The sequence below is a fragment of the Mycobacterium shunyiense genome, assembly GCF_058270075.1.
In genome coordinates, this window is record NZ_JBZDPU010000012.1 from 1 (window position 1) to 25,307 (window position 25,307).

Sequence of the window (25,307 nt, forward strand, 5' to 3'; positions counted from 1 at the left end):
GTTGACCTGCTAGAACAGTCATTGGTCAAGATCTACCTATGATGCATTTGATGCAAATGTCGCATCTTTGCTCAGTGCCTTGATCCGATCGGGACGGAAGCCCGACCAGTGGTCGTTACCGGCCACCACAACGGGGGCCTGCAGGTACCCGAGTGCCATGACGTAGTCACGGGCCTCGCTGTCGAGGGTGATGTCGACCTTCTCGAACTCGATGCCCTGCTTCTCCAACGCCTTGTAGGTGGCGTTGCACTGCACGCATGCGGGCTTGGTGTACACGGTGACGGTCATCTTCGGTACGGCTCCTCTTGCGGAAAGTGAAAAAACTAGACAGGTGACTGGCAACTGATCGGGTCTTACGTTTCGCTTAAGTTCAGCGACCTTCGGGCCGCCAAAATTCCTGCCGGTCGAAGCCGCTCTCCGGCTGGTCTTGAAACCGACTCGGCCGGATTCGCTGCGCTCCGGCCGGCTCCCGAACTGTGGTGGCCTGTCGGTCTCACAGACACTACACCTAGTGGCCGACAGTTCGAAGCCATACAACATGTTCTGAATAACATTTCTGAAATTCCCTGGTCGTAAGCTTGCCAGCAACCACGTTCACGGCGTGTCGTACCCGACTTGACAGACCGTGTCGCGCAGCGGCCCTAGATGTACCACCAGCCACCGACAAGTCTGGCCGCCACACAGCGCGAGGCCCCCTAATAGCAAAGCCGCCGGCCGGGTCGGAACGACCCAGCCGGCGGCAAGATTTTGCCGGAAAGCGGCGCAAACGGCAAAACGCGAAGACGACCCCTCAACCGACCTCGGTTGTGAGCTTGCTCACAATGTCGCGCAGCGTCTCTGCCACCTCGGCGTTCTCCCTGGGGTGCTTACCGTCGAGCGATTTGGACGGCACCGACAGCTTCAGATCTTCGACCACGCGCGGCCCGGCGATGCCGAAGGATTTACGAGTCTCGTCGTGCGCCCACACACCGCCGTACTGCCCGAGCGCCGCCCCGACGACCGCCAGCGGCTTGTCCTTGAGGGCGCCGTTGCCGAACGGGCGCGACAGCCAATCGATGGCGTTCTTCAACACACCGGGGATGCTGCCGTTGTATTCGGGGGTGACGACGAGCGCGGCGTCGGCGTCGCCGGCCGCCGCCCGCAGGGCCGCCACCGGCTCGGCCACCTCGGCGGTGTCGATGTCCTCGTTGTAGAAGGGCAGCTCCCCCAGCCGATCGAAGATGCGCAGCTCCACTCCGTCGGGCGCCTGCTCCACCGCCAGTTCGGCGATCTGCCGGTTGACCGACGCCGCCCGCAAGCTCCCTACCAACACCAGCACCTTGATATCGGCCATGTTCACGCTCCTTTTGTTCGACTCGCTCAATTCTCGCAACGATCAACCGGACTGTGGTCCGATTAATTCCGGCTGAGTTAAAGTTCAGTGGTGGCAGCCTCCGACCGCCCGACCCGGCTCATGGGCATCGACCCGGCGCCACAGGAACGCGGCCCAGGGCGTGTCGACGCCGCCCGGAACCGCGCCCTCATTCTCGACGCCGCGCGCCGGCTCATCGCCGAACGCGGCCCCGACGCGGTCAGTACCGACGATATCGCGGTCGAGGCCGGCGTCGGGAAAGGAACGGTGTTCCGCAGGTTCGGCAGCCGGGCCGGTCTGATGATGGTGCTGCTCGACGAGGACGAAACCGCCGAGCAGGACGCCTTCATGTTCGGCCCACCCCCGCTGGGACCCGGCGCACCGCCGTTGGAACGGCTGCTGGCCTACGGCGCGGATCGCCTCCGATTCGTCCACAGTCATCGGGCGCTGCTGTCGGACGCCATCCGTGATCCCGCGCTGCGCTTCTCGGGCCCGTTCACGCTGCACCGCACCCACGTCCGAATGCTGCTCGAAACCGCCGGCACCACAGGTGATCTCGATGCCCAAACCGATGCCCTGATCGCACTTCTGAACCCCGACTATCTGGAGCACCAGCTGTCCGCCGGGCGCAGCCTCGACCACCTGACGACTGCCTGGCAGGACACCGCCCGCAAGTTGTGCGGCCACTAGCACCATGACCGCCTGGGTGCTGCATGTCGACCTGGACCAGTTTCTGGCCTCGGTCGAGTTGCGGCGCCACCCTGAACTTCAAGGCCTGCCGGTCATCGTCGGCGGCAGCGGCGATCCCACCGAGCCCCGCAAGGTGGTCACTTGCGCGTCATACGAGGCGCGCGAGTTCGGGGTGCACGCCGGGATGCCGCTGCGCACCGCGGCGCGCCGGTGCCCGGACGCCACCTTCCTGCCGTCCGACCCCGATGCCTACGACGCTGCCTCCGAACAGGTCATGGACCTCCTGCGCGATCTCGGCCACCCGCTGGAGGTGTGGGGCTGGGACGAGGCCTATCTGGGCGCCGACGTCAACGACCCGGTCGAGTTGGCCGAGCGGATCCGCACGGTGATCGCCGCCGAGACCGGCTTGTCCTGCTCGGTGGGTATCAGCGACAACAAGCAACGCGCGAAGGTGGCGACCGGCCTGGCCAAACCTGCGGGCGTCTACCTGCTCACCGAGGCCAACTGGATGTCGGTGATGGGTGACCGTCCGACCGATGCGCTGTGGGGTGTCGGCCCCAAGACCACCAAAAAGCTTGCCGCGCTGGGCATCACCACGGTGGCGGATCTGGCCGCCACCGATGCCACAGTGCTCACCTCGGCCTTCGGGCCCAGTACCGGGCTGTGGATCCTGTTGCTGGCCAAGGGCGGCGGCGATACCGAGGTGAGCTCCGAGCCCTGGGTTCCACGGTCACGCAGCCACGTCATCACCTTCGCCGAGGACCTCACCGAGCGCGGTGAGATGGACGACGCGATCCGCGAGTTGACCCGGCGGACCCTCGACGAGGTGGTGGAGCAGGGCCGAATCGTCACTCGAGTGGCCGTCACGGTGCGTACCAGCACCTTCTACACCCGCACCAAGATCCGCAAGCTGAGTTCACCGAGCACCGACGCCGACGCGATCATCGAGACCGCGCTGGCGGTGTTCGATCAGTTCGAGTTGGACCGGCCGATCCGACTGCTGGGTGTTCGGCTCGAACTGTCCATGGACGAGCTCCCCACCGCCCCGATTGTCGGGACCGACCAATAGCCTCGACGCCATGCTGCAGACCATCGCGATCCGGGGCTACCGCTCGCTACGGGAGGTGATCCTCCCGCTGGCCGAGCTCACCGTGGCCACCGGCGCCAACGGCACCGGAAAGTCCTCCATCTATCGGGCGCTGAGGCTACTGGCGGACTGCGGGCGGGGCCAGGTGATCGGCTCGCTGGCCCGCGAGGGCGGCCTGCAGTCGGTCTTGTGGGCGGGCCCCGAACAACCGAACGAGCAGACCCAGGGCACTGTCCGGACCCGCCCGGTTTCACTCGAACTCGGCTTCTCCGCAGACGATTTCGGTTACCTGGTGGATCTGGGCCTGCCGCAGATGGCCGGGTCGGGTGGCGAGCCGTCAGCTTTCGCCCAGGATCCCGAGATCAAACGTGAGGTGGTCTTCGCCGGGCCGGTGCTGCGTCCGGCCTCGGCGCTGGTGCGCCGCACCCGCGAGTACGCCGAGGTGGCCGCCCAGTCTGGTCGAGGTTTCGATGAATTGACCCGTTCGCTGCCCTCCTACCGCAGCCTGCTCGCCGAGTACGCACATCCGGACGCACTTCCGGAACTGTCGGCGGTGTCGGACCGGTTGCGCGACTGGCGGTTCTACGACGGGTTCCGGGTCGATGCCGCCGCACCCGCCCGCCAGCCGCATGTCGGCACCCGCACCCCCGTGCTCGCTGACGACGGTTCGGATCTGGCCGCGGCGGTTCAGACGATCATCGAGACGACGTTCGACGATCTGGCCCGTGCAGTAGCCGACGCGTTCGACGGCGCCACCATCTCGGTGGCGGTCAACGACGGGCTGTTCGATCTGCAGCTGCGTCAGCGCGGCATGCTACGACCGTTACGTGCAGCCGAATTATCGGACGGCACACTGCGTTTCCTGCTGTGGGCGACGGCCCTGGCCAGCCCCCGGCCACCATCGCTGATGGTGCTCAACGAGCCTGAGACGTCGCTGCACCCCGATCTGGTCCGACCGCTGGCATCGCTGATCCGCACGGCCGCCAAGCAGTCCCAGGTGGTCGTGGTGACGCATTCGCGCGCACTACTGGACTTCCTGGAGACCACGCCGGCGGCCGATGAGCAGCGGAGCTCCGCGATCGAGGTCGAGCTCTACAAGCAGTGGGGTGAGACGAAGGTGGACGGGTTCGGCATGCTGAACACGCCCTCGTGGCACTGGGGAAAACGCTAGCGCTGCACGGATTTCGGCCGTAGTGCCCGGCTGAAGAGCACGTTGACCTGCCGCATGGCCACACTGTAGGGCCACCACGCGACGCGCTTGAAGGCGTACAGGGCGCGGATGTCGACCGACGTGTAGATCAGAAACCGGTTGCGCGCCATCCCGGCCAGGATCTTGTCGGCCGCCTTCTCCGCCGAGATGGCGTGGCCGGCGAACCGGTCCACCCATTTCTGTACGTTCGGATCTTCCCGATCGACACCGGCGATCTGAACCGTCTGCACCAGACCGGTTTTCACCGCACCCGGCACCACGACCGACACCCCGATGCGGTGCCGCGCCAGGTCGAAACGCAGCACTTCACTCAGTCCACGCAGCCCGTACTTACTCGCGCTGTAAGCGCTGTGCCAGGGCAGCGCCACGATGCCGGCGGCCGAGGACACGTTCACCAGATGCCCGCCCCGGCGAGCCTGCACCATCGGCGGCAGGAATGTCTCGATCACGTGGATCGGGCCCATCAGGTTGACGTCGATCATCGAGCGCCAGTGTTGGTGGGTGAGTTGGTCGACCGTCCCCCACGCCGATACCCCGGCGATATTCATGACCACATCCATCGACGCATGGGCGGCATGGATGTCGGCAGCGAATGCCGCCACCTGGTCGTAGTCGGAGATATCCAGCGCTCGGTGGGCAGGCACCTCGGCGCCGAGCGCCTTGGCGTCGGCGACGGTCTGGGCCAATCCGACCTCATCGCGGTCGGTCAGGTACAGCTCAGCACCCCGGGCCGCCAGGGCAAGGGCGGTAGCCCGGCCGATGCCGCTGGCTGCGCCGGTGATCAAGCACTTTTTCCCCGAAAAGTCCGCCCGGGCGTTACCCGCGGTATCACTCCCCATAGCGGTGACCTTACCTGTGGTGCTAACCGTCCTGCCCGCCCCACAGTGCGTTGAGCCACAGTCGCTCGACCACGTCGAGCGCACGGGCCGGGTCGGGTCCCCGCCCGACGAAGGCGGAGTCGTGCGAAAGCGTCATCGCAGTGGTCGCCACGAGGGTACGGACCAGGGCCGGGAGGTCATCCGAGATCGGACGGGCACCGCCATCTTGTTCGACCAGGCCCACGATTTGGTCGATCACCGCGTCCTCGTAGTCGTTCATCAACTCCCGGATCTGGGCGTCGGTGTTCTGCGCGACGGTGCAGGCCGACATGATCGGATCGTTGGTCGCGAAGACGGTGGCCGCGCTTCCGACCATCCGCTTGGCGAAGGCGGCTGGCGTTTCACCGGCGTCGCGGGGCGCGTAGTTGTGGGTCAACGCGGCGAGTTGTTCCATCGCGTCAGACACGATCACTGCCAGCACCGCGTACTTCGAATCGAAGTAGAAGTAGAAGCCCGACCGGGCCACCCCGGCGCGTTCGCTGATGGTGCTCACCGACAAATCCGCGAACGACTGCTCCTCGAGCAGTTCCCGCACAGCCGTCACGATGGCCTCGCGTTGCCGGTCACCACGGCTGCGACGGGCCTGCGGACGCCCGGTGGAGCCATTGCTGCTCCCCGGTATCGATTCGGCGGTCATGGCATTAGACCTTTGCATCCACGATGCGCCAGTTCAAAACTTGACATGCGTCAAGTCTGACAGTCAGGATGGCCTCAAGTGGTGACATCGACCACACTTCGTCGGACTTTGTTGGTCAGGAGCGGCCCATGACAACCATCAGCACCCCGCATTACCTGCTCGATCAGGCCAAGCGTCGGTTCACCCCGACGCCCAACACGTTGCCGGGCATGGGCGCGCTGGAAAGGCGCCTCAAGGCCAAGGAGTGGGACCAGTTCGTCTTCGCCGAACCCCCCGCCGGCAGCGGCCTCAAGCCGATCATGGGCGACTCCGGTTTGCCGATCATCGGCCACATGATCGAGATCTTCCGGGGCGGTCCCGACTACATCCTGGAGCAGTACCGCAAGAACGGTCCGCTCTACTTCGCCCAATCGCCCGCCCTGTCGTCGGTGATGGCGCTGGGCCCCGATGCCACCCAAGCGGTGTTCTCCAACCGCAACAAGGATTTCTCGCAGCGCGCCTGGGATCCGGTGATCGGTCCGTTCTTCGAGGGCGGCCTGATGCTGCTGGACTTCGACGAGCACATGTTCCACCGCCGGATCATGCAGGAAGCCTTCACCCGCTCCCGGCTGTCCGGCTACATCTCCCACATCGATTCGGTGGCTTCGAGAGTGCTGGCCGACGATTGGGTGGCCAACGACCCGCGCTTCCTGGTACATCCGGCGATGAAGGAACTCACCCTCGACATCGCCTCGGAGGTGTTCATGGGCGTGCCGGCGGGGACCGACCGCGCGCTGGTCACCACAATCAACAATGCGTTCACCACCACCACGCGGGCCGGCAACGCGATCGTCCGCACCTCGGTGCCGCCGCTGAAATGGTGGCGGGGAATCCAGGCCCGCAAGACCCTGGAGGACTACTTCGCCAGCCGCATCGGCGAGAAGCGGCGCTCGGAGAGCACCGACATGTTCAGCGTGCTGTGTCATTCCGCCGACGAGGACGGGCAGAGCTTCACCGACGACCAGATCATCAGCCACATGATCTTTTTGATGATGGCCGCCCACGACACGTCCACATCGACCATGACGACGATGGCCTACCACCTGGCGGCCAATCCGGAGTGGCAAGAGCGCATGCGCGACGATTCGGCGCGGATCGGCGACGGGCCAGTGGACTTCGAGGCGCTGGACAAGCTGGAAACCTACGACCTGGTGATCAACGAGTCGTTGCGGATGCAGACACCGCTGCCGTTCAACTTCCGCGAGGCCGTGCGCGACACCGAGCTGCTGGGCTACTTCATCCCGGCCGGCACCAGCGTGGTGACGTGGCCTTCGATCAACCACCGGCTGCCAGAGCTGTGGACCGACCCGGACAAGTTCGACCCGGAGCGTTTCGCCGAGCCGCGCAGCGAACACAAGAGCCACCGCTACGCGTTCGCCCCGTTCGGCGGTGGCGCGCACAAGTGCATCGGCATGGTATTCGGCCAGTTGGAGATCAAGACAGTGATGCACCGGCTGCTGCGTCGCTACAAGCTCGAGCTCGCGAGCCCGGACTACCAGCCGCACTACGACTACGGCGGCATGCCGGTGCCGATCGACGGCATGCCGATCGTGCTGCGCCCGCTGCACTGAGGCATTCGATGGCCCATTGGCCAGTTGTCGCACGCGTTAGACGTATCGCCGTGCGATAACTGGCCATTCGGCGCTCCAGACGTCTAACGTCGCGACATGACCGCCGATGAAGTCAAGGAGGCATCGACGCCGCGCGCGACCGATCGCGCCGGCGATACCTCGCCGTTCGCCCTCGGATTGCTGCTGAGGCGGGCCCACTGGCATGCGTCGGCCGTGATGTCGGAGGCACTTGCACCCCTCGGCATCGAGATGCGCCATTTCGCGGTCCTGCTCGAGCTCGTCAATCACGGCCCGACGGAACAACGGGATCTCGTAGAGGCCACCGGGTCCGACAAGTCGGCAATCATGCGAGTCATCGACGACCTGGAACACAAGGGCCTAGCGGTGCGCAAACCGGTTCCGGGTGACCGGCGGGTGCGGGCGGTCGAGGTCACCCCGAAAGGCCTGGAGCTTTTCGACGCCGCACATGTAGCGGCGCGGCCTCTGGCCGAACGCCTGGTTGCCGCGATGCCACCAGGCGACGTCGAGCAACTGAAAGAACTCCTGATCCGTCTGAGCCCGCCACCGGAGCCGTAGTCAACCTCGCGCAACCACACCCGGGAATAATTCGCGCCACTACCGTCTTGAATGAGATAGTCGCGAACGCGACAATCTATCCGGGAGGCACGCCATGATTGACGTCTACGACGCGGTCACCAGCCGACGGGCGGTACGCGGATTCACTGATCAGCCCGTCCCCACCGAGGTTCTACAGCGTGTGCTGACGGCCGCCGCCTGGTCGCCGTCCGCCTCGAACATCCAGCCCTGGCACATCTACGTGGTCACCGGCGCTCCGCTGGCCGAGCTCAAGAAACGGGCCACGGAACGCGTGGCCAACGGCGAACCCTGGGACGAGCGGGAGTACGACATGTATCCCACCGACATGAAAGCGCTCTACGGCGACCGTCGCGCGGCCTTCGGCAAGGAGCGCTACAGCGCCCTCGGCATTGCCCGCGACGACTGGGACGCCCGCCAACGCGCCGCGATCGCCAACTGGGACTGCTTCGGCGCACCGGCCGCGCTGTTCTGCTATATCGACCGTGATCTGGGCCCCGCACAGTGGGCGGACCTCGGGATGTACCTGCAGACCGTCATGCTGCTGCTACGTGCCGAGGGAGTGCACAGCTGTCCTCAGATGGCGTGGTCTCAAGTCCGCGGCACCGTCGCCGACGTCCTCAGCCCTCCACCTGAACTAATCCTGTTCTGCGGCATGTCCATTGGCTATGAGGACCCCACCGTCCCCTACGTTCGGACCGGCCGCGCGCCACTGGACGAAACGGTCACCGTCGTCGACGGCTGACTCGCTCAGGCCGCCATCAGCCGGTTGGCGCAGGCGATCACCGCGGACAGGGCCGACTGCACCGGGTCGTCGGACAGTCCCACGGCCCATCGGCGGTGCAGACCGTCGCAACCTTCGATGAAGGTGGCGGTCTGCCCCGCGGCGGGCAGTTGGTGAAACGAGGTGGTCTCGACGCTGACGCCGCGGTCATGCAGCATCGCGGTCAGCGCCGCCACAGGCCCGCTGGCCGCCGCGGTCGAGGTGGCGATTTCGTCGCCGATGGCCAGCGTCGCCCGGTAGCTGCGGGCCTGCGGGCCGAGGCGGCTGCCTGTCCTGCGCTCGTCGGCGCAACTGAAGTGCCCCAGTCGCAGTGGGCCCGCCGACGGCGAATATTCGCCCAGGAACTGCTCCCAGGATGTCGATTCGCCCGCATCGCGGAGGTCGCGCGGCAACGGGGTGGTGAAGTGGGCCGAGAATGACATCGGATCACCCGATTGCGGTGCTGGTGAAGTGAGATACATGTGCCGGTCTTCTCTTGCTCAGAGGAAGTGACCGACGAAGTAGCGAATGACCCACAGCGGGGGTCGGTCTGATCAGACCCCGCTGCGGGTTGCTACTACAAGTCGCCTTGGCACGTTGGCGATGCTAGACGCAGCCCGTCCGGTCACGCAAACACTTTTTGGCTACGTAGTCTCGGCGGAGTGGACGCCGCATGAGCATCGCCGACGTTGCACTGCTCTTTTTCGCCGGGATTGCCGGCGGACTCACCGGCAGCATCGCCGGGCTGGCCTCCGTGGCCACTTACCCCGCGCTGCTGATGGTCGGGTTGCCCCCGGTGACGGCGAACGTGACCAACACCGTGGCTGTGGTGTTCAACGGTGTCGGTTCGGTCTGGGGCTCACGGCCAGAACTGGCCGGACAGGGGGCCTGGCTCAAGCGGATCATTCCTGTCGCCGCGCTCGGCGGCGTGGCGGGGGCGGCACTACTGCTGTCCACCCCGGCTGAGGGGTTCGAACGGGTGGTGCCGATCCTGATCGGTTTCGCGTCCGTGGCAATCCTGCTGCCGCGCCGCGAACACCGCGAAGCCCGCATCGCCAACCATAATCAGCACCGGATCCGGGCGGCGTCGGAAGCCGCCGCCATCTTCCTGATCACCATCTACGGCGGCTATTTCGGAGCGGCGGCCGGGGTGCTGCTGCTCGCGCTGTTGCTTCGTGCGGGTGGTGCAACGCTGGCGCATGCCAATGCGGGTAAGAATGTCATCTCCGGCGTCGCCAACGCCGTCGCCGCGCTCATCTTCGTGTTCTTCGCTCCGGTGCACTGGGGCGCGGTGGTGCCGCTGGGCATCGGATGCCTGATCGGCTCCCGACTGGGTCCGATCGTGGTGCGCCACGCACCCGCCACCCCATTGCGGTTCCTGATCGGCGCGGCGGGCGTGGCCCTTGCCGTCAAGCTCGCGCTCGACACCTACTGACGACCCACGGCTATTCGAAGGGGTTGTCCCCCTTGGCCACCCGTGTTCCGAGCACAAGCAGGTTCTCCGCCGAAGCGTGCAGTTGCTCACCGGCGTCGCGGCTGGCTCGCCCGGCCAGGTATCGCGACCAGGTTCCCTCGATGACGATGCCGAGTTTGAAACATGCCAGCGCCACATACCAATCCAGCCGGTCGGTCTGTCGGCCTCCGGCGGCCCGGTACGCCTCGATCAATTCGCTGCGGTGAGCCAGTCCGCCGAGCGCTGCCAGTGCCGAGCCCGCGTTGATCGGATTGGGATCATCCGGCCAGCACACGAGCATCCACCCGAGATCGAGCAGCGGATCGCCGATCGTGCACATCTCCCAATCGATGAACGCGGCCAGTTCAGGAGTCTCGCGGCGCAGCAGGACGTTGTTGAGGTGCGCGTCGCCGTGCATGATGCCGGGTTCGGCGTCGGGCGGGCGGTTGTCCTCCAGCCACTGCGCCAGATCGCCCACGCCCGTCAACGACTCGGACGAGTAGTGCTCGTGGCGGTAGCTGTCGAGCAGTCCGAGGAACTGCGGAACCTGGCGGGCCAGAAACGATCCCGGCCGGCGGATGGCGGCGAGCTCGCTGTTCTCCCACTCGACATTGCCCAGCTCCGCCAGGCTCCCGGCATAGGACAGCCCGACCCGGTAGCGCAGGTCGGCGTCGTCGCGGTAGGCGTCACTCACATCGGTCCCCGGGTTGAACCCGTCGACCTCCTCCATCAGGTAGAACACCACGCCGATCACGTCGAGATCGGTGCAGGCGGCGATGAATCCCGGATGCGGCACGGCCGATCCGGCCAGCGTCCGCAGTACGGCGATCTCCCGCAGCATGGTCTTGTCGCTCGTCGGGCGTGGGTGTAAAGGGGGGCGCCGCAATACCATTCGACGTCCGTCGACACACATGCCCACGACGATGTTCTGGGTTCCGCCGGTCAGCGGCGCCACGTCGGTCACCGTCGATCCGATTTGCTGCTCCCGCAGCCATTTCTCCAGTGCGGCCTGATCAGCCTCGCTCAACGTCGGTAACTCTGGCGCGTCTCCGGGCATGCAGACATAGTGCCATCCGTGCCCCAAACCCGGCGGGCCCGGACCAAACGAGCTGTGCGGATGCCCATCCCACCTCATGCACAGATGGAATTCATCGGCAAATCATTGATCGTCGTCAATCACTGAGCCGGTCACTGGTACCGACCGCCCGCCCAGGATTGCGGGCTCCAGCAAGCAAGCCGGCTAGGCCGGCGATCGGATCGGCCAAACTGGCGCATGACCGAACTTTGGGCTCAAAGCGGTCGGCTGCCCGGTCCAACAGTAATGAGTCGGCGTCTGGGGCGTTTGTGGCCAGGAATTCGCCCGCCGCTATCGCACGGAAGAGTGCATCGGCCACCGCCTCAGGTGGTTGCACCTCGGAAAGCGGCAGTATCTGCATTGCCTGTTCGGGCTCGATTCCGCTCAGTCGGGCGCTGAACAGAAAGTTGGTTTCGGTGATATGCGGAGCGAGCACCATCACCCGGATACCCAGCGGGGTGCACATCAAGGACAATGCTTCGGTGAATCCGAGAATACCTGCCTTGGAACAGATATACGGCAGCAGTAACGGCGCCTCAGGGAACAACGCGAGGCTGGACGACGTGTTGATGATCAGCCCCGACCTGCGATCGGCCATCCCAGGGAGGAACGCGTTGATCGCGCGAACCTGCCCGAGCACGTTGACCTCGAAAATCCATCGCCAGTCGTCGAGCGGGATTTTGCCGATCGGGCCGGCAGCGGCCACGCCCGCATTGTTGAACAGCACGTCGACAGGCCCGATCTCGTTCACGACATTCGCCAACGAAGCGACGTCTTCATCGACCGAGACGTCACACCCGACCCCTGTTGCCCTACCCCCGCCGGCAACGATCTCGTCGGCAACAGCCCTGGCTGCGGCACTGTCGCGGTCGGACACCACGACATGAGAACCCGAGCGCCCGAAGATCCGTGCAACCGAACGCCCTATGCCCCCGCCGGCGGCGGTCAGCACTACCACCTTGTCGCGTAAATCCATTTACCTTCATCCTCTTTCAGAATTGTTGCTCGCTCGTATGCGCACAGCCCGGCGCACCCCTCCATCTCCGGTGTGATCGCGGTGTGCAGGTACCGTCTTGGAGCTTCTGGGTATTTGATCTAAGACGAAACCACTGGCGCGGGAGCAACTTCCCCATACACTTTGACCTGCTGGAACTGCTCGAGAGCACGTGGACCGCACAGGAAACCTCCGTTGCTGCTCGCCTTGAACCCGCCCTGCTCGAACTTCTCGTTCAACAGTCCCCAGGTATTGATCCATACACCGGCGGTCTGTAAACCACGGCCGATGGCATGGGCGCGGCCCGGCTTACGCGTGAATACCGCTGCACCCAAACCATATTCGGTTGCATTTGCCCGATGAACGGCTTCAGCGTCGGAATCGAAAAGTTCGAATGTCTGCACCGGACCGAATAGTTCCTGTTGAACCACCGGGATGTCGAGCCGCTGCACTTCGAGCAGTGTGGGGCGGTAGAACGCCCCGGAGGCCAGCGGCCCATCAGTGATGAGTCCGCCCCGGACCAATGGCACGGCATGCGCGAGAGCATCTTCCACCAATCGGTCGACGCGCTCTGCGCTCGCCCTGTCGATCAACGGTCCGATCTGGCTGGCGGGGTCATCGCTTCGACCGGGCTGTATCGCGGCCAGTGCCTCACTGAGCCGAGCCCGGACCTCATCGGCAATGGCGCGGTGCACGAGCACCCGTGATCCGGTGACGCAGAACTGGCCGTTGAACATCGTTGCGGCAGACACCACGGTTGGGATCGCGACGTCGAGATCGGCGTCGTCGAGCAGAATCAACGGAGTCTTGCCACCCAGCTCGAGATTGAGCCGTTTGAGGGTGGCAGCACTCGCTTCAACGATCTTCCGGCCGACCGGTGTACTGCCCGTGTAGCTGATCACTGCCACTTTCGGCGAGCTCACCATCAACTCCGCACCGCGACTACCCGATTCGGTGAAAATGTTCACCACTCCGGCTGGAATGGCCGAGCACTCAGCGATGATCTCCGCGAAAAGGGTGTTGGTCAGCGCCGTCTGCGCCGGCATCTTGATGACCGTCGTGCACCCCGCAGCCAAAGCAGGCCCCAAGGCCCTCACGGTCAGGGTGATCGGCGCATTCCAGGGCGTGATGATCCCCGCGACTCCAAGGGGCTCTGGAATGGAGCGGAAGTGCACGTCCGCGCCGATTTCGGCATGACGCCCCACATCTGAGCTGATGAGGCATGCCGCGGCGTTGTAGCGCAACCACTGGACGGCGGTGCCGACCTGGAACATCGTCTGCCACAACAACATGCCATTCTCTTGACTCATCATCGACGCAAGTTCGTACGATCTCGCCTCCACGCCATCAGCAATCTGAGATAGGGCACGTGCCCGCTGGTTCACATCGCGGGCCCACTCCCCCGTCTCGAAAGCGGCGCTGGCGGCGGTGATGGCAGCCGCCGCTTCGTCGTCGCCGCCGTCTTGGTAGTGTCCGACGGCTTCGCCGGTTGACGGGTTGATGGATTGTGCGGTTGTTCGGGATTCCGTCCATTGCGCATTGATCCAGTGCCGGGCGGGAACAGCTGCTTCCGTCGCGATGTCGATCGCGCTCATTCGTGGGCTCCTGTCATCGTTGGGTTATTTGCTGGTTCGGTTGATCGCCCTGCGGCCGAGAAACTCTCAAGGAGGCCGCGTACTGCTTTCTTGTCCGGTTTCCCCAGCCCGGTGAGCGGAATGGCGTCCACTACCACCACTCTCTTCGGTGAGTGAACCGGCCCCTTGCGGCTTCGGACTGCTGCGCGGATCTCCGAAGTGAGAACCGCGATGTACCCGTCGTCCCGGGCGGATTTCGCGCGCAAGACGATCACCGCGGTAACCGCCTCACCCCACTTGTCATCCGGCGTTCCGACGACGCAGACCTGCTGTACGGCAGGGTGTTCCGCGACGATGTCCTCCACTTCCCGTGGATAGACGTTGAATCCGCCCGTGATGATCATGTCTTTGACCCGGTCCACGATGTACCAGTAGCCGTCCGGGTCTTCATGAGCGAGATCTCCGGTGTGCAGCCAACCGTCCCGGAAAGTGTCCTCGGTCATCTGGCCTTGATTCCAGTAGCCGTGACTGAGTAGTGGTCCGCTGACGCAGATTTCACCGACCTCACCTTGCGGCACCGGTTGACCGTCTTCGCTCAGAAGCGTGCAGCGTGAGAACTGTGTCGGCCGTCCACAAGAGGTGCGGCGTTGTTTCTGGTGTTCGTCGGTGGGCAGATAGGTGATGGCCATCGGAGCCTCGGATTGGCCATAGAACTGGGCGAATTTCGGACCGAAGTGCTCGATCGCCTCGTCCAGCCGTGTCGGGCTGATTGCGGAGGCGCCATAGTAGATCGTCTCGAGCGACGATAGGTCGCGGGTACGGAGGTCGGGGTGATCCAGGAGCGAGTAGATCATCGACGGGACGAGCATCAGCGCCGTGATCCGTCTCTTCTCGATCGTCTCAAGCACTGCGGCTGCATCGAATCTGGGAAGTAGGGCTACCGTTCCCCCCTTGACCATTACGGGGACGATGAAGGTCGCGCCGGCGTGCGAGAGTGGCGTACAGGTGAGGAACTGGGGGCGCTTCGGCCACCCCCATTCCGCCAGTTGGATTGTCGTCATCGTGAAATAGGTGCCCGCCGTGAGCACGACGCCCTTCGGCCGTCCTGTCGTGCCGCCGGTATACACCAGACTGACAATGTGTTCAGGCGGCAGAGGGACGACAACCAGTGGTTGCGGTACGAACGTCGCCGCCTGCGCACAGAGGTCCGTTGCGACGTGGGACAGCTCTTCGGGCACGGGGCCGAGCGTCAGAATTTGACACAATGATTCCACCCGCTCGATGAGTGCGAGTGCGCGCTGCGCATAAGCCGGCGTCGGATCGATGATCAGTGAGGTGACGCCGGCATCTTCGAGAATGTAAGCGTGGTCGTCGAGTGAGCCAAGCGGATGCAACGCTACGCGCCGATAGCCGCGAATGTGCATTGCCGCAATGTCGATCAAGACCTCAGGGCGGTTGTGGGCGAGCACCGCAACGAACGAATCAGCCTGGACGGCCAGTGAGTCGACCGCTTGCATGTACCTGCTGATTTCGTCGCTCAGTTGACGACCCGTCAGCGTGATGAGCCCTGACGTGAGCATCGGGGCATCCGCGTGTCGACGGAGCGCCTCGCTGAGAAGGTGTCCATTGTGGTTGGGCTGGTGCAGAACTCTGGTGTTCATAACGTGTCGAATTCCTCGAGAAGGGTGGCGACCTGGCTGCGATAGCGATCGACGTTGTCAAGCTTGATCTGTTCATAGCCGCGAATTCCGTCGGGAAGCTTCGCGATCGCGACCGCGGTCGAGTGATTGCCGGTGGTCAGCTCCGCAGTCAGCCTGTGCAGGATCGTGGTGTACTCGCCGATGAGCTCGCGTTCCAACCGGCGAACACCTGTGTAGCCGAAGATGTCCAACGGAGTTCCGCGCAGTCGACGCATCGCCTTCAGGAGCCGAAAGGCAGGCGTGAAGCGGTTGCCCAGTCGGAGCTTGTTACGCATGCCCAACGCACGAATAACCGGTGGGTGCAGGTGAATATAGGCTTTGCTGGTAGCACCGAACTGCTGTTGGACACTCGATTTGAACTCGGGATCCAATGCGAGTCGGGCGACTTCGTATTCGTCCTTGTACGCCATCAGCTTGTAGAGGTACCGTGCTGCTGCCTCGGCAAGCGCCGTCGAATCTGGTCTGACACGACGTTCGGCTTCACGTACCCGCTCGATCTGCTTCCGGTAGAACTCGGCGTAGCCGAAAGCCTGATACTCGATGAGATCTGCGACTCGGCGATCGATCAGGCGCTGCAGGTCGACTTCGGAAGTGCTGTGTTCGCCCCCGCTGGAGGTTTGTGGCGATGGATCGCTGTCGGCGCCGTGCGCCACCTGCCGTCGGCCCAGGCGGAACGCCTGATGATTGCGGTGAACGTCAACGCCATTGATTTCGATGGCGCGTTCGATGGCTTCGCTCGACAAGGGCAGCCGGCCGGTCTGGAACGCTACTCCGAGCATCACGACGTTGCTGAACTGCTCATCCCCGAGTGCTTCGCGCGCCAACTCGCCGGCATTCAGCGACACGCAGCGGCTGGTTTCCTGCATGATCGCCGCGTGCATGTCGGCGAAGTCCGGAAGCTTCAACGACGTGTCGATGACCATCTGACCGGTGGGGATCTGCGCCGACGAGACAACCGCCACGGTGCGCTGCCGCGACAGCACCTTGAGGTTGGCCGCGTCGGTTCCGGCCAACGGATCAGACACCAGGTAGAGGTCGCAGGACTGTGCGCTGAGCTTGCCCGGTCGCAAGACTGGCTGTAACGAGACCTTGAGATCGGAGATGACGGCGCCGCCCTTCTGCGCCAGCCCGGTCTGATCGAGGCTGCGCACATGCTTGCCCTCCAAGGCAGCCGCCGTCGCCAGAAGTTGTGCGATGGTGACGATTCCGGTGCCACCGATTCCAACGATGCGTATCTGCGCCTCGGTCGGCGTTGCGGTGAGTGGTAACGGAATCAAATCGGCGTCGATGTCTTCTACGCCGCGGGCCGGTGCCCGTTTCGCGTGTTCGTCGGGAATGACGGTGACAAAGGACGGGCAGTCCCCGTGTAAGCAGGAGAAGTCGAGATTGCAGGATGACTGGTGGATTTCAGTCTTGCGGCCGAATTCGGTCTGTACGGGTCTGACCGACAGACAATTCGATTGGACCCCGCAGTCGCCGCATCCTTCGCAGATGCGCTGGTTGATAACGACCCGCTCTGCAGGTGTTGGCATCAGACCGCGCTTGCGCTTTCGCCGCTTTTCCGCCGCGCACTCCTGGTCATGAATCAGCACGGTGACCCCGTTCACAGCGGCCAGGCGGGCTTGCTCTTTCTCGAGCTCGTCGCGATGCTTGACAATGACATCCCGACCGAGTCGAGCCTGCCGACGGGTTCGCCGGACGTCGTCGGTGGTCACCACGATGTCGGAAACCCCTTCCGCCCACAGTGAATCGATCACGCGGCTGAGTGGCATTCCCCCGATCGGATCCTGGCCCCCGGTCATCGCGACGGCAGAGTTGTACAGCAGTCGGTAGGTGATGTTGATGCCGGCTGCGACAGCGGCGCGCACGGCGAGGCTTCCCGAGTGCGTGAATGTGCCGTCACCGATGTTCTGCACAAGGTGGTCTCGATCGATGAACGGTGCCATTCCGATCCATTGGGCGCCTTCACCTCCCATTTGGGTGACACCGACGACGTGGCCGGCCTGCTCCTCGTCCATCACCATGACAAGGCCGTGGCATCCGATGCCGGCGCCGACGAGGGTGTCCTCGGCAGTGCGGGTGGAGCTGTTATGTGGGCAACCGGAACAGAAGTAGGGCGTGCGCGCGATCACAGGTAACTCGATTCGAGCAGGCGGGCGCGGACGTTCGATCCATCGCTGCGCCGGTTCGATGTGGTGACCCTCGCCGAGTCGACGCGCCAGACCCCCGATCACCCGGTCGACGTCGAGCTCACCGGACGGCGAGAAGAGGGCACGGCCGGCGTGGTCGGACTTTCCGACGATCACCGGGGCGTCCGCCCTTGCGTACAGGATTTCCCTGACCGCGGTCTCGATGAACGAGCGCTTCTCTTCGACCACGATGATTTCTTCGAGGCCTTGTGCGAAACGGCGGACGATCTGTGGGTCCACCGGATTCACCATGCCGAGCTTGATCAACCTGATTCCGTGGCGTGCCAAGCTTTGTGAATCTCCCAGTCCCAGCCGCTCCAGCGCCTCGCGCACGTCCAGGTACGTCTTGCCTGCGGCGATGACACCGATTCGGTCGTCGGCGGTCGTCTCGGTGATGACGTTGAGGCCGTTGGCTTGCGCGTAGTCCAACGCTCGTGGAAATCGCCGGGTGAGAAGGCTTTGTTCCAGTGCCGCAAGGTTCGCGCCGATCAGCATGGCCGACGGCCGGTGCGTGCTGGGTTCGAGACCTGCGATCGTCGGGTTGATCCGGTCCGGGTTGACGACCGCGGTGCTCGCACCATCGGCAACTGCGGTGGTGATCTTGAGTGCGGACCAGGTTCCGGTGAATCGGGACAGATGAGCCGCGTGGATCCCGAAGTCCAGAATGTCTTGAGAATCGGCGGGATACAGGGTCGGTAGGTACAGATCGCTGACGGCCGCCTCTGACGAGCAGGGGTAGGTCGACGACTTTCCTGCCGGGTCGTCACCGATGAGGGCCACCGCGCCACCCGCGGGATCGGTGCCGATCAGGTTGGCATGCCGGATGGCATCGGAAGCACGGTCCAGCCCTGGCGATTTGCCGTACCAGTAACCCGTCACTCCGTCGGGTCGCAGGGATCCGGCCTGACGGGCGAGTTGCGTTCCTGCGACGGAGGTCGCCGCCAGTTCTTCGTTGACCGCTGGGCGGTGAACGATTTCGACGTCACCGAACAATGTGAGCCGCCGCGCCAACTCGATGTCGTAACCGGCGAGCGGTGACCCTTCGTAGCCGGCCACGAAACTTGCCGATCGAAGCCCGCGGCGCGCATCGACCAGGGCGCGGTCGCGGATCATGCGGACGAGGGCCTGAATTCCGGTGAGGTACACCGTGCCGTCGGCGAGTAGATAACGATCGTCCAAGTTCTCTGCGTGGCGCGCCGGCACGCTCTGCGCCAGAGGATGTGACACGCCGCTATTCATGGCGCCCCAGTGACAACGCACCGTTGATGACGAGCGACCGCCTGATGTACCCCAGGGCTGAGAGCCAGCCGAACTGTCGAATGTCAAGAGTCGCGCTTCCCGACATGGTCAGGTGATCGGCGTCGACGCGGGCCGTTCCGTGGACGGGAACGTCAATGCTTCGGCCGCGCACCGACAGCCGTCCGGTACCGGTGATCGTTCGGCTCGTGACGGTGACGTCCTGCGAGCTGAACCTGATGACCGGAAAGTTGGCCGAGTCGAGAAAGAACCGGTTTTGCAGATCGTGGTCCCGGAGCCGGTTGCCCGTGTTGACACTCGCCGGGTCTATGGTCAGCTCACCGAGCAGCGAGCCATCATCTTGCATCGATGCCCAGCCGTCGAAACACTCGAAAACACCTATGGCTGTGAATATTCCGAACATCCAGCGGGCTTCGAACCAGATCTTCGACACTGCCGGGTCCACCCGCCAAAGAGGCTGCTCTGTTTGCGACCCGACGTACTGCCCACCGGTCACCGGGCGAGCACCGCTTCCACAGCTGCAGCGAGCGCCAGGACCGGCTGATCGCTGGACGACTGACTCCGCCACGCAACGTGGTTGTCGGGGCGGACGAGCACGGCACCGTCGTCGTCGACTTCACACATGATGTCCCATTGGCCGTCGACGTCGCGGTGCGTGGTGCCGATTTGGGCCGTCGCGATGCGCACGCCCAACTTCTCGGCGACCTCGGCGGCCGCGGCGACCCACGCACTGCCTCGGCTACCGGTGATGAGCACGCCGGCGTCTCGGGCGCCGATGAGATCGTGAGTGGACAAGCGTTGGCCGGCCTGCTCCAGCCAGGCATGGGGCAGTCGATGGCCCGGGCGTGTCGTGGGGCGATAGACCTGGCCGAGCGGATCACCTATGGGTGGTGTGGACCCGTCGGCCACGAGCGCCCCGCCGGCGTACGCATATCCCATCTCGAGTTCTTGTGCGCAGAACTCGATGCACTGGGTCTCGACGACGGTGCGGAAACGTGCTCGCCGCGCCTCCCCCACCAGTCCGTCGGCGAAAAAGCCGCTGACGATCAACGCGTCCACCTCGGGTGGCAATGGAAATGGGATGAGCCCGAATCCGGCGTCGATGGCGAGGTGATTCTGGGCCGCGAACATGGCCCACTCGACGTTGCGAAGGCCGACCGGTTGACGTTCTGCCCCATAACTCTCCAGCAGGCGTGGTGGTGCGTCCCCCCGAAGCACAGCGGTGAGCTTCCAGGCGAGGTTGTGCACGTCTTGGATGCCGGAGTTGAGACCGAGACCGGTGGTCGGCGGGAGACGATGGGCGGAGTCGCCGACCAAGAGAATGCGACCGTCCTGATAGCGTTCCGCGATCGTGGACTCGGCCCACCAATGGCTGATCTTCTTGACCGTGATGTCGATGTCGGTGCCGATCAGTTCACCGATCTTCGCCACGATCGCCGCGTCATCGGGCACGGGTTCACCGGGAAGTACTGCGAAGTGCGCTGTCCATTCCTGCGAGCTGGGCCCCCAGGTGGGACCCATCGGAACCAGGCGCCCGCCGCTCGGCAGGAAATGAGCGATGATGACGCCCTCGTTCCACCATGAGGAGAGGTCTGCGCTGATGTGCGCGGTGATGGTTTCGAAAATCTTGGACGGACCAACCATGGCAATTCCGAGAAGTTGCCCGAGCGTCTTGCCCCCGTCGGCGCCGACAACGTATTGCGCACGGACCGAATGGACTTCGTTATCGGCCAGATCTCGTACCGTTGCGTTGACCCCCTGGTCGTCGTGGACCAGCGTGATCAACTCGTGCCCGAACTTCACGCCGGCGGGGTTACGGGATTGCGCCTGGGCGCGCAGCACCGGCTCGAGGCGCAGCTGCGGCAGGTTCGTGGGCGGGCATACCGAATTGCGCCGGTACTCGGCGGTGGAGTCGCCGGCGCCGAAGCACTCCATTTCGAAGAGCTGCTTGCCATCGAATGGCCCTTGACCGGTGAGAGTTGTGCGCCACTCGACCTTCGACATGTGGTTCAGCGGGATACCTTGTGCATACACCGCCTCGGCGACGTCGAACTGGCGCAGAATCTCCATCGTGCGCGGATTCAGGTAGTGAGCTTTGGGCAGTTCGGATGTCGAATCGTGGCGCTCGATGAGCATGTGGTCAATGCCGTATTCCGACAACATGATCGATGTCGTCAGGCCGGTTGCGCCGCCACCGACGATCAACACCGGAACTTCAAAGTCTGCCACTGCTATCTCCTTTTGGGTCGCCGAAAGAGGGCGGGTACTCAGGTGGGGGTGATGGTCGGCGTCAGAGGTCACCGATGAGGAAAGTCGGCGTCAGCTTGCGTTCCGCAAGGCGCCAACGGCCATCGGTTCCGAGTCGGTACAGATCCTCGACGTCGCCGATGATCATGTGGGGCCGGGCAGACTCGCCGATGCTGCGGTAGATGGTCATGACGAGCGTTCCGCGTACCTGCTCCGGACCCTCACCGAGCAGCCGGATGTTGGTCACCACATGGCGGGACCGGATGTCACGGTTCTGAGCCCGCTCGCCCAGGTGTCGGCGGATGTCGACGATCCCGCTGGCGTCATGGGCTCCCGTCGAAAGCACGGCGTCATCGGTGAACAGTTCTGCTGCCCGGTCGGCGTATCCGTGGTCGACGAGCCACGAGTACTCGGTGGACAGGGCCTCGATCGCACGGCGTGTTTCGTCGTTCACAGGGGAATTGGGTTCGGTGTGCATGCCGGTACCGCTCATTTCGTACGGACGGCATCGAACCCGCCCGCTCCGGTGTCGGGCCGCTTACGCAGCTCGGATTCGGGGGTCCCGTTGTGGAATCGGCGTACGAAGTCGTCGGGATCGATCTCTACGCCGATCGGATTCTTCGGAAACTCGACGGCGAGAAAGGCATTGGTTTCTTCGATGGTGGCGAAGTTGTCAACTTGTAGTTCGATCTGATTGCTGTCCGGGTCCCGGTAGTAGAACGAGATGGTCGGGCCGTGGTTGATGGTCCAGTAAGGCTCGATCCCAAGCGATTTCAGCCGCTCGTAGGTCGCGACGAGATCACCCAGAGTTCCGTAGGTGAACGCGACATGCTCAAGTCCGACAGCCATGTCCGGCCGTTCCGCCAGGGTGGGCACGTTGGCGATCGCGACTCGGTGGTGTTCGTCGTCGTAAGTCATGAAACACAGTGCACCCGGAACCTCGAATGTCGGCCAGGCGCAGAGCACCGCTTGGTACCAAGCGAGCATCGCGTCGTATTGCGTGGTGCGCAGGACCACGTGCGCCAGCCGTGCCGGGCTGATGGACGCCGTGGTCTCCACGGTTTCCTGGGGAGCTTCCTGTGGCACTGCAACCTCCGAGATTTGTTTACTTCATCATTTTTCTTGATAGGTTTATCAAACTAGATTGACGTGGACGGCTTCGTCAAGACCCGACGAAGCGCGCAACGCGGTGACGCACTGCGCGAATCACATGAAAGGCAAGAAGTCATGCACCTCTACCGAACGTCCCTGGGACTCGCACGCAACGACGGGGACGGCCTGCTGCTGCTCGATCTGCCGTATGCAGATATAGCGGCACTATTCGAGGCCGGTCCTGCGCTGGCCTCGACCGCACCCATCCGCGCCCGTGTGACATTCGAAGATGTCAATGTGCTTGCGCCAGTGGCCAGGCCGTGCCGCTTCGTCGTCGTCGGACTGAACTATCGCGCACATGCGACCGAGACCGGGTTAGGGATTCCCGCCGAGCCGACATTCTTCTGCGTCGACGGCGGACCGGTGGCCGGCCCCGGCGACCAGATCATCCTTCCGCCGGCAGCACCAGACCATGTCGATTACGAGGGCGAGGTCGGCGTGGTGATCGCGCGCGCCGCATACAACGTCTCAGCCGAAGACGCTTGGGACTACGTCGGCGGGCTGACGTGCGTCAACGACGTATCGGCCCGGGATCTACAGGCGGCCGCCCTAGGCGAACCGGGCTCGGCCGGCCTTGGCCTCTCAAAGGCGATGGACACGTTCAAGCCGATCGGCCCCGCGGTGGTGACGATGGACTCGTTCTCCTTGCCGCTGGACATCGGTCTGACCACCAGAGTTAACGGCGAAGTTCAACAGCAAAGCAGGACAAGCGATTTGATATTCGACATTCCCACGCTCGTGTCGACGGTCTCAAGAATGGTCACCTTGCTACCAGGTGACGTGATCTGCACCGGGACGCCATCGGGCGTCGGCGCAGCAGCCGGCCGCTTCCTCCGGCCCGGGGACATCGTCGAAATCGAGATTGGGGGCATCGGCACGCTGAGCAATAGCGTTGCCACCCACTCACCCACCAGCGACCCAGGTCCCGCACCAGCGTGATCAACGGTGCTTGATGGTCAGCAGTCCACCCAACAACAGATCGATCGTGACCCGTGTGTACGTCTCGACTGCGTCGGGATCCGCGGTATCGATGTCGTACATCCGCTCCATCAACGCGCCCGTCATGAAGAACGCCGATGCGCTGCCGATGATGAAGCGTGCGACGTACGGAATCGGGAGGTCGTCCCGGATTCGACCATCCTGCTGGCCGAGCTTGATCAACTTCGCGAGGTGCTCCTCCAACGGGGCGATGTAGGTGTCGGAGAGCCAGTGGACCCGCTCTGTCGCGAACTGCGATTCACTCGCGAGCAAGGGGGCGACGTTGGGATGTCGGGCCAGGAAGGAGATGTGCCGTCGAATCAGCACCTGCAGCGCCGAGACGGGGTCTAGCTCCTTGAGCTCATGATTGAGCTCCTGCTGCACCAACATCTCGTTGAAGGCCCTACCGACCGCCGCCCGCCAGAGATCGTCCTTTGAAGTGAAGTAATAGTGCATCAGCGGCTGCGCAACACCAGCGGCGCGCGCGACGGCAGACATGGACGTGCCTTCGTAGCCAGATCGAGCGAAACAGTCGATCGCCGTCTCCAAGATCACATCTCGGGTGTTGTTGGCGCCCCGCTGCGACGGTTCGGACGACTGCGCCGGTTTGCCGCCGCGGCCGCTCCGGCGTGACGCTGCAGCTGACATTCGAAGTTCCCTCCTCGGTTCCGACGTTCTCAGAATGGCAGAGCCGATGCCATGACGGCAGTTTGGCCCGTGCCAGAGGGAACGCTGGCGCACGTTGTTTACACAATCAATTTTATTTATTAGTCTATCAATCATGGAATCGTTGCGGGTCATCACCGTCGAGGAACACTTCCACCACCCCGAGGTCAGCGCGGAAGTTCGGGCGTTATCGGGACCGCTGCCGGTGGCGCCCGACGACGGATTCGCCACCTTCATTCAGGAAGAATTCATGCCCGATCGGGATTCGGCCGAACAACTCGGGGGCAACAGGCTTGCCCACATGGACCGGGCCGGGATCGACGTCCAAGTCGTGTCACACGGCGCATTCAGTCCGAACAACCTTGACCACCCTGAGGCTGTCGACCTCTGCCGGAAGGTCAATGACCGCCTGGCACAACAAATTTCAGAGCACCCGACGCGATTCCGCGGGTTCGCCACCATTCCCCTGCACGATCCCGCCGCTGCAGCAGATGAGATGAAGCGGTGCGTGAACGAACTCGGGTTCGTGGGAACCTTGATCACCGGAACCTGCGGCGGCCGATTCCTGGATGACGAACGCTTTGATCCCATCCTGGCCGCAGCCGAGGAGGTGGACCTTCCCATCTACGTGCACCCCGGGATGCCCGATGGTCCGGCATCAATCATTCCTTACGCCGGCAATTGGCCGGCCGCAGTGCATTTCACCTTCGCCACCCACGCCTTCGGATGGCACATGGAAGCGGGCATACACATCATCAGGCTCATCCTGTCCGGTGCGCTGGACCGGCATCCGAAGCTGAAACTACTGAGCGGTCACTGGGGCGAATTCGCCGCCGGATGGCTCGAGCGCCTCGACGGAACGTTCGCGAAGACCCGTTACCTCGAACGAACTGTGAGTGACTACTACCGCGACCACGTATGGGTCACGCCGTCAGGAATGTACAGCGGCAATCAGCTGCAGTACATCCTTGCCGAGGTCGGCGCCGACCGGATCATTCACTCCGAGGACTTTCCCTACCTCGTACGTGACGATGTGGCGGACTTCCTGGTCCAATCCGACCTCACCGATGACCAGCGCCATGCGATCGCTCACCGCAACGCAGAGCAGTTGATGCGAATATGAATCTCGGCCACTAGGGCGTGTCTGACAAACATTTTGGATGTGGCGGTCCAGACTTGGGGTGTGTCGCGTTTTCAGTTGC

The 25,307-nt window shown here is 63.8% G+C and carries 24 protein-coding genes; 9 read left to right on the forward strand and 15 right to left on the reverse strand.

Annotation, left to right across the window (positions count from 1 at the left end; genetic code table 11):
- Positions 1 to 36 precede the first annotated feature (36 nt).
- Together AC4ELH_RS09540 and AC4ELH_RS09545 are read right to left on the reverse strand one after the other, a co-directional pair.
- A complete protein-coding gene (locus AC4ELH_RS09540) occupies positions 37 to 288 on the reverse strand; it encodes a redoxin NrdH (protein WP_418022584.1) in 252 nt (83 codons plus the stop codon).
- A gap of 502 nt (positions 289 to 790) precedes the next feature.
- Positions 791 to 1,333, reverse strand: a complete 543-nt coding sequence (locus AC4ELH_RS09545) for an NAD(P)H-dependent oxidoreductase (protein WP_498884236.1) — start codon at positions 1,331 to 1,333, stop codon at positions 791 to 793.
- Between the two features lie 90 nt (positions 1,334 to 1,423).
- On the opposite strand from AC4ELH_RS09545, the gene AC4ELH_RS09550 reads away from it, so the two are divergent.
- From AC4ELH_RS09550 to AC4ELH_RS09560, 3 genes are read left to right on the forward strand one after another with little or no spacing between them, the layout of a single operon-like run.
- Entirely contained in the window at positions 1,424 to 2,041 is a 618-nt protein-coding gene (locus AC4ELH_RS09550) for a TetR/AcrR family transcriptional regulator (RefSeq protein ID WP_082941589.1), read from the forward strand.
- 4 nt (positions 2,042 to 2,045) lie between these two features.
- Complete coding sequence (locus tag AC4ELH_RS09555) at positions 2,046 to 3,110, forward strand: DNA polymerase IV (RefSeq protein WP_498884237.1); 1,065 nt, start codon at positions 2,046 to 2,048, stop codon at positions 3,108 to 3,110.
- 10 nt (positions 3,111 to 3,120) lie between these two features.
- Positions 3,121 to 4,299, forward strand: coding sequence for an AAA family ATPase (locus AC4ELH_RS09560; protein WP_498884239.1), 1,179 nt, complete (start codon positions 3,121 to 3,123; stop codon positions 4,297 to 4,299).
- Here AC4ELH_RS09560 and AC4ELH_RS09565 read toward each other — a convergent pair.
- Both AC4ELH_RS09565 and AC4ELH_RS09570 read right to left on the reverse strand, forming a co-directional pair.
- Positions 4,296 to 5,177 carry an SDR family oxidoreductase gene (locus tag AC4ELH_RS09565; RefSeq protein ID WP_491838517.1) on the reverse strand — a complete coding sequence of 294 codons (882 nt, stop codon included), beginning with the start codon at positions 5,175 to 5,177 and terminating at the stop codon, positions 4,296 to 4,298. The two genes, AC4ELH_RS09560 and AC4ELH_RS09565, sit on opposite strands and share 4 nt — an antisense overlap.
- A gap of 22 nt (positions 5,178 to 5,199) precedes the next feature.
- Positions 5,200 to 5,853, reverse strand: coding sequence for a TetR/AcrR family transcriptional regulator (locus tag AC4ELH_RS09570; protein WP_498884240.1), 654 nt, complete (start codon positions 5,851 to 5,853; stop codon positions 5,200 to 5,202).
- A 128-nt stretch (positions 5,854 to 5,981) separates the two neighbouring features.
- Here AC4ELH_RS09570 and AC4ELH_RS09575 point away from each other — a divergent pair, with 128 nt between their 5' ends.
- From AC4ELH_RS09575 to AC4ELH_RS09585, 3 genes are all read left to right on the forward strand, one after another.
- The gene (locus AC4ELH_RS09575; protein ID WP_498884242.1) at positions 5,982 to 7,463 is read left to right on the forward strand and encodes a cytochrome P450; all 1,482 of its coding nucleotides are present in this window, start codon (positions 5,982 to 5,984) and stop codon (positions 7,461 to 7,463) included.
- 96 nt (positions 7,464 to 7,559) lie between these two features.
- Entirely contained in the window at positions 7,560 to 8,039 is a 480-nt protein-coding gene (locus AC4ELH_RS09580) for a MarR family winged helix-turn-helix transcriptional regulator (RefSeq protein ID WP_418022588.1), read from the forward strand.
- Between the two features lie 97 nt (positions 8,040 to 8,136).
- Positions 8,137 to 8,802, forward strand: a complete 666-nt coding sequence (locus AC4ELH_RS09585; RefSeq protein ID WP_498884256.1) for a nitroreductase — start codon at positions 8,137 to 8,139, stop codon at positions 8,800 to 8,802.
- Between the two features lie 5 nt (positions 8,803 to 8,807).
- Here AC4ELH_RS09585 and AC4ELH_RS09590 read toward each other — a convergent pair whose 3' ends face one another.
- Positions 8,808 to 9,263: a 2-isopropylmalate synthase gene (locus AC4ELH_RS09590; RefSeq protein WP_418022589.1), complete on the reverse strand. Its 456-nt coding sequence runs from the start codon at positions 9,261 to 9,263 to the stop codon at positions 8,808 to 8,810.
- A gap of 230 nt (positions 9,264 to 9,493) precedes the next feature.
- Between AC4ELH_RS09590 and AC4ELH_RS09595 the strand changes: the two genes are divergently transcribed.
- On the forward strand, positions 9,494 to 10,255 hold the full coding sequence (locus tag AC4ELH_RS09595; protein ID WP_055112567.1) for a sulfite exporter TauE/SafE family protein: 762 nt from the start codon (positions 9,494 to 9,496) through the stop codon (positions 10,253 to 10,255).
- A 10-nt stretch (positions 10,256 to 10,265) separates the two neighbouring features.
- Here AC4ELH_RS09595 and AC4ELH_RS09600 read toward each other — a convergent pair whose 3' ends face one another.
- From AC4ELH_RS09600 to AC4ELH_RS09640, 9 genes are all read right to left on the reverse strand, one after another.
- Positions 10,266 to 11,330: a phosphotransferase family protein gene (locus tag AC4ELH_RS09600; RefSeq protein ID WP_491838515.1), complete on the reverse strand. Its 1,065-nt coding sequence runs from the start codon at positions 11,328 to 11,330 to the stop codon at positions 10,266 to 10,268.
- A 115-nt stretch (positions 11,331 to 11,445) separates the two neighbouring features.
- Entirely contained in the window at positions 11,446 to 12,300 is an 855-nt protein-coding gene (locus tag AC4ELH_RS09605) for an SDR family NAD(P)-dependent oxidoreductase (RefSeq protein ID WP_498884245.1), read from the reverse strand.
- Between the two features lie 143 nt (positions 12,301 to 12,443).
- A complete protein-coding gene (locus tag AC4ELH_RS09610; protein ID WP_498884246.1) occupies positions 12,444 to 13,937 on the reverse strand; it encodes an aldehyde dehydrogenase family protein in 1,494 nt (497 codons plus the stop codon).
- On the reverse strand, positions 13,934 to 15,577 hold the full coding sequence (locus AC4ELH_RS09615; RefSeq protein ID WP_498884248.1) for an AMP-binding protein: 1,644 nt from the start codon (positions 15,575 to 15,577) through the stop codon (positions 13,934 to 13,936). Before AC4ELH_RS09615 ends, AC4ELH_RS09610 begins: the two co-directional genes overlap by 4 nt.
- Positions 15,574 to 19,032 (reverse strand): indolepyruvate ferredoxin oxidoreductase family protein, encoded by a 3,459-nt coding sequence (locus AC4ELH_RS09620; protein WP_498884250.1) that lies wholly within the window; start codon positions 19,030 to 19,032, stop codon positions 15,574 to 15,576. The genes AC4ELH_RS09615 and AC4ELH_RS09620 overlap by 4 nt, the downstream gene beginning before the upstream one ends.
- Positions 19,033 to 19,036: 4 nt before the next feature.
- Positions 19,037 to 19,630 carry a YceI family protein gene (locus tag AC4ELH_RS09625; protein ID WP_082448923.1) on the reverse strand — a complete coding sequence of 198 codons (594 nt, stop codon included), beginning with the start codon at positions 19,628 to 19,630 and terminating at the stop codon, positions 19,037 to 19,039.
- Entirely contained in the window at positions 19,555 to 21,291 is a 1,737-nt protein-coding gene (locus AC4ELH_RS09630) for an FAD-dependent monooxygenase (RefSeq protein WP_088305007.1), read from the reverse strand. The genes AC4ELH_RS09625 and AC4ELH_RS09630 overlap by 76 nt, the downstream gene beginning before the upstream one ends.
- A 61-nt stretch (positions 21,292 to 21,352) precedes the next feature.
- Entirely contained in the window at positions 21,353 to 21,763 is a 411-nt protein-coding gene (locus tag AC4ELH_RS09635) for a nuclear transport factor 2 family protein (protein ID WP_491838508.1), read from the reverse strand.
- A gap of 35 nt (positions 21,764 to 21,798) precedes the next feature.
- Positions 21,799 to 22,395, reverse strand: a complete 597-nt coding sequence (locus tag AC4ELH_RS09640; protein WP_236732016.1) for a VOC family protein — start codon at positions 22,393 to 22,395, stop codon at positions 21,799 to 21,801.
- 63 nt (positions 22,396 to 22,458) lie between these two features.
- Here AC4ELH_RS09640 and AC4ELH_RS09645 point away from each other — a divergent pair, with 63 nt between their 5' ends.
- A complete protein-coding gene (locus AC4ELH_RS09645) occupies positions 22,459 to 23,400 on the forward strand; it encodes a fumarylacetoacetate hydrolase family protein (protein WP_055112551.1) in 942 nt (313 codons plus the stop codon).
- Here AC4ELH_RS09645 and AC4ELH_RS09650 read toward each other — a convergent pair whose 3' ends face one another.
- Complete coding sequence (locus tag AC4ELH_RS09650; RefSeq protein ID WP_336390521.1) at positions 23,401 to 24,240, reverse strand: TetR/AcrR family transcriptional regulator; 840 nt, start codon at positions 24,238 to 24,240, stop codon at positions 23,401 to 23,403.
- Here AC4ELH_RS09650 and AC4ELH_RS09655 point away from each other — a divergent pair.
- Positions 24,221 to 25,228, forward strand: a complete 1,008-nt coding sequence (locus tag AC4ELH_RS09655; protein ID WP_498884254.1) for an amidohydrolase family protein — start codon at positions 24,221 to 24,223, stop codon at positions 25,226 to 25,228. The genes AC4ELH_RS09650 and AC4ELH_RS09655 overlap by 20 nt on opposite strands.
- Positions 25,229 to 25,307 lie beyond the last annotated feature (79 nt).

Coding starts and splice junctions, on each gene's coding strand:
- AC4ELH_RS09580 (WP_418022588.1), top strand. CDS start 7,560: ATGACCGCCGATGAAGTCAAGGAGGCATCGACGCCGCGCGCGACCGAT.
- AC4ELH_RS09560 (WP_498884239.1), top strand. CDS start 3,121: ATGCTGCAGACCATCGCGATCCGGGGCTACCGCTCGCTACGGGAGGTG.
- AC4ELH_RS09650 (WP_336390521.1), bottom strand. CDS start 24,240: ATGACCCGCAACGATTCCATGATTGATAGACTAATAAATAAAATTGAT.
- AC4ELH_RS09565 (WP_491838517.1), bottom strand. CDS start 5,177: ATGGGGAGTGATACCGCGGGTAACGCCCGGGCGGACTTTTCGGGGAAA.
- AC4ELH_RS09570 (WP_498884240.1), bottom strand. CDS start 5,853: ATGACCGCCGAATCGATACCGGGGAGCAGCAATGGCTCCACCGGGCGT.
- AC4ELH_RS09610 (WP_498884246.1), bottom strand. CDS start 13,937: ATGAGCGCGATCGACATCGCGACGGAAGCAGCTGTTCCCGCCCGGCAC.
- AC4ELH_RS09615 (WP_498884248.1), bottom strand. CDS start 15,577: ATGAACACCAGAGTTCTGCACCAGCCCAACCACAATGGACACCTTCTC.
- AC4ELH_RS09600 (WP_491838515.1), bottom strand. CDS start 11,330: ATGCCCGGAGACGCGCCAGAGTTACCGACGTTGAGCGAGGCTGATCAG.
- AC4ELH_RS09590 (WP_418022589.1), bottom strand. CDS start 9,263: ATGTCATTCTCGGCCCACTTCACCACCCCGTTGCCGCGCGACCTCCGC.
- AC4ELH_RS09540 (WP_418022584.1), bottom strand. CDS start 288: ATGACCGTCACCGTGTACACCAAGCCCGCATGCGTGCAGTGCAACGCC.
- AC4ELH_RS09545 (WP_498884236.1), bottom strand. CDS start 1,333: ATGGCCGATATCAAGGTGCTGGTGTTGGTAGGGAGCTTGCGGGCGGCG.
- AC4ELH_RS09555 (WP_498884237.1), top strand. CDS start 2,046: ATGACCGCCTGGGTGCTGCATGTCGACCTGGACCAGTTTCTGGCCTCG.
- AC4ELH_RS09655 (WP_498884254.1), top strand. CDS start 24,221: ATGGAATCGTTGCGGGTCATCACCGTCGAGGAACACTTCCACCACCCC.
- AC4ELH_RS09575 (WP_498884242.1), top strand. CDS start 5,982: ATGACAACCATCAGCACCCCGCATTACCTGCTCGATCAGGCCAAGCGT.
- AC4ELH_RS09595 (WP_055112567.1), top strand. CDS start 9,494: ATGAGCATCGCCGACGTTGCACTGCTCTTTTTCGCCGGGATTGCCGGC.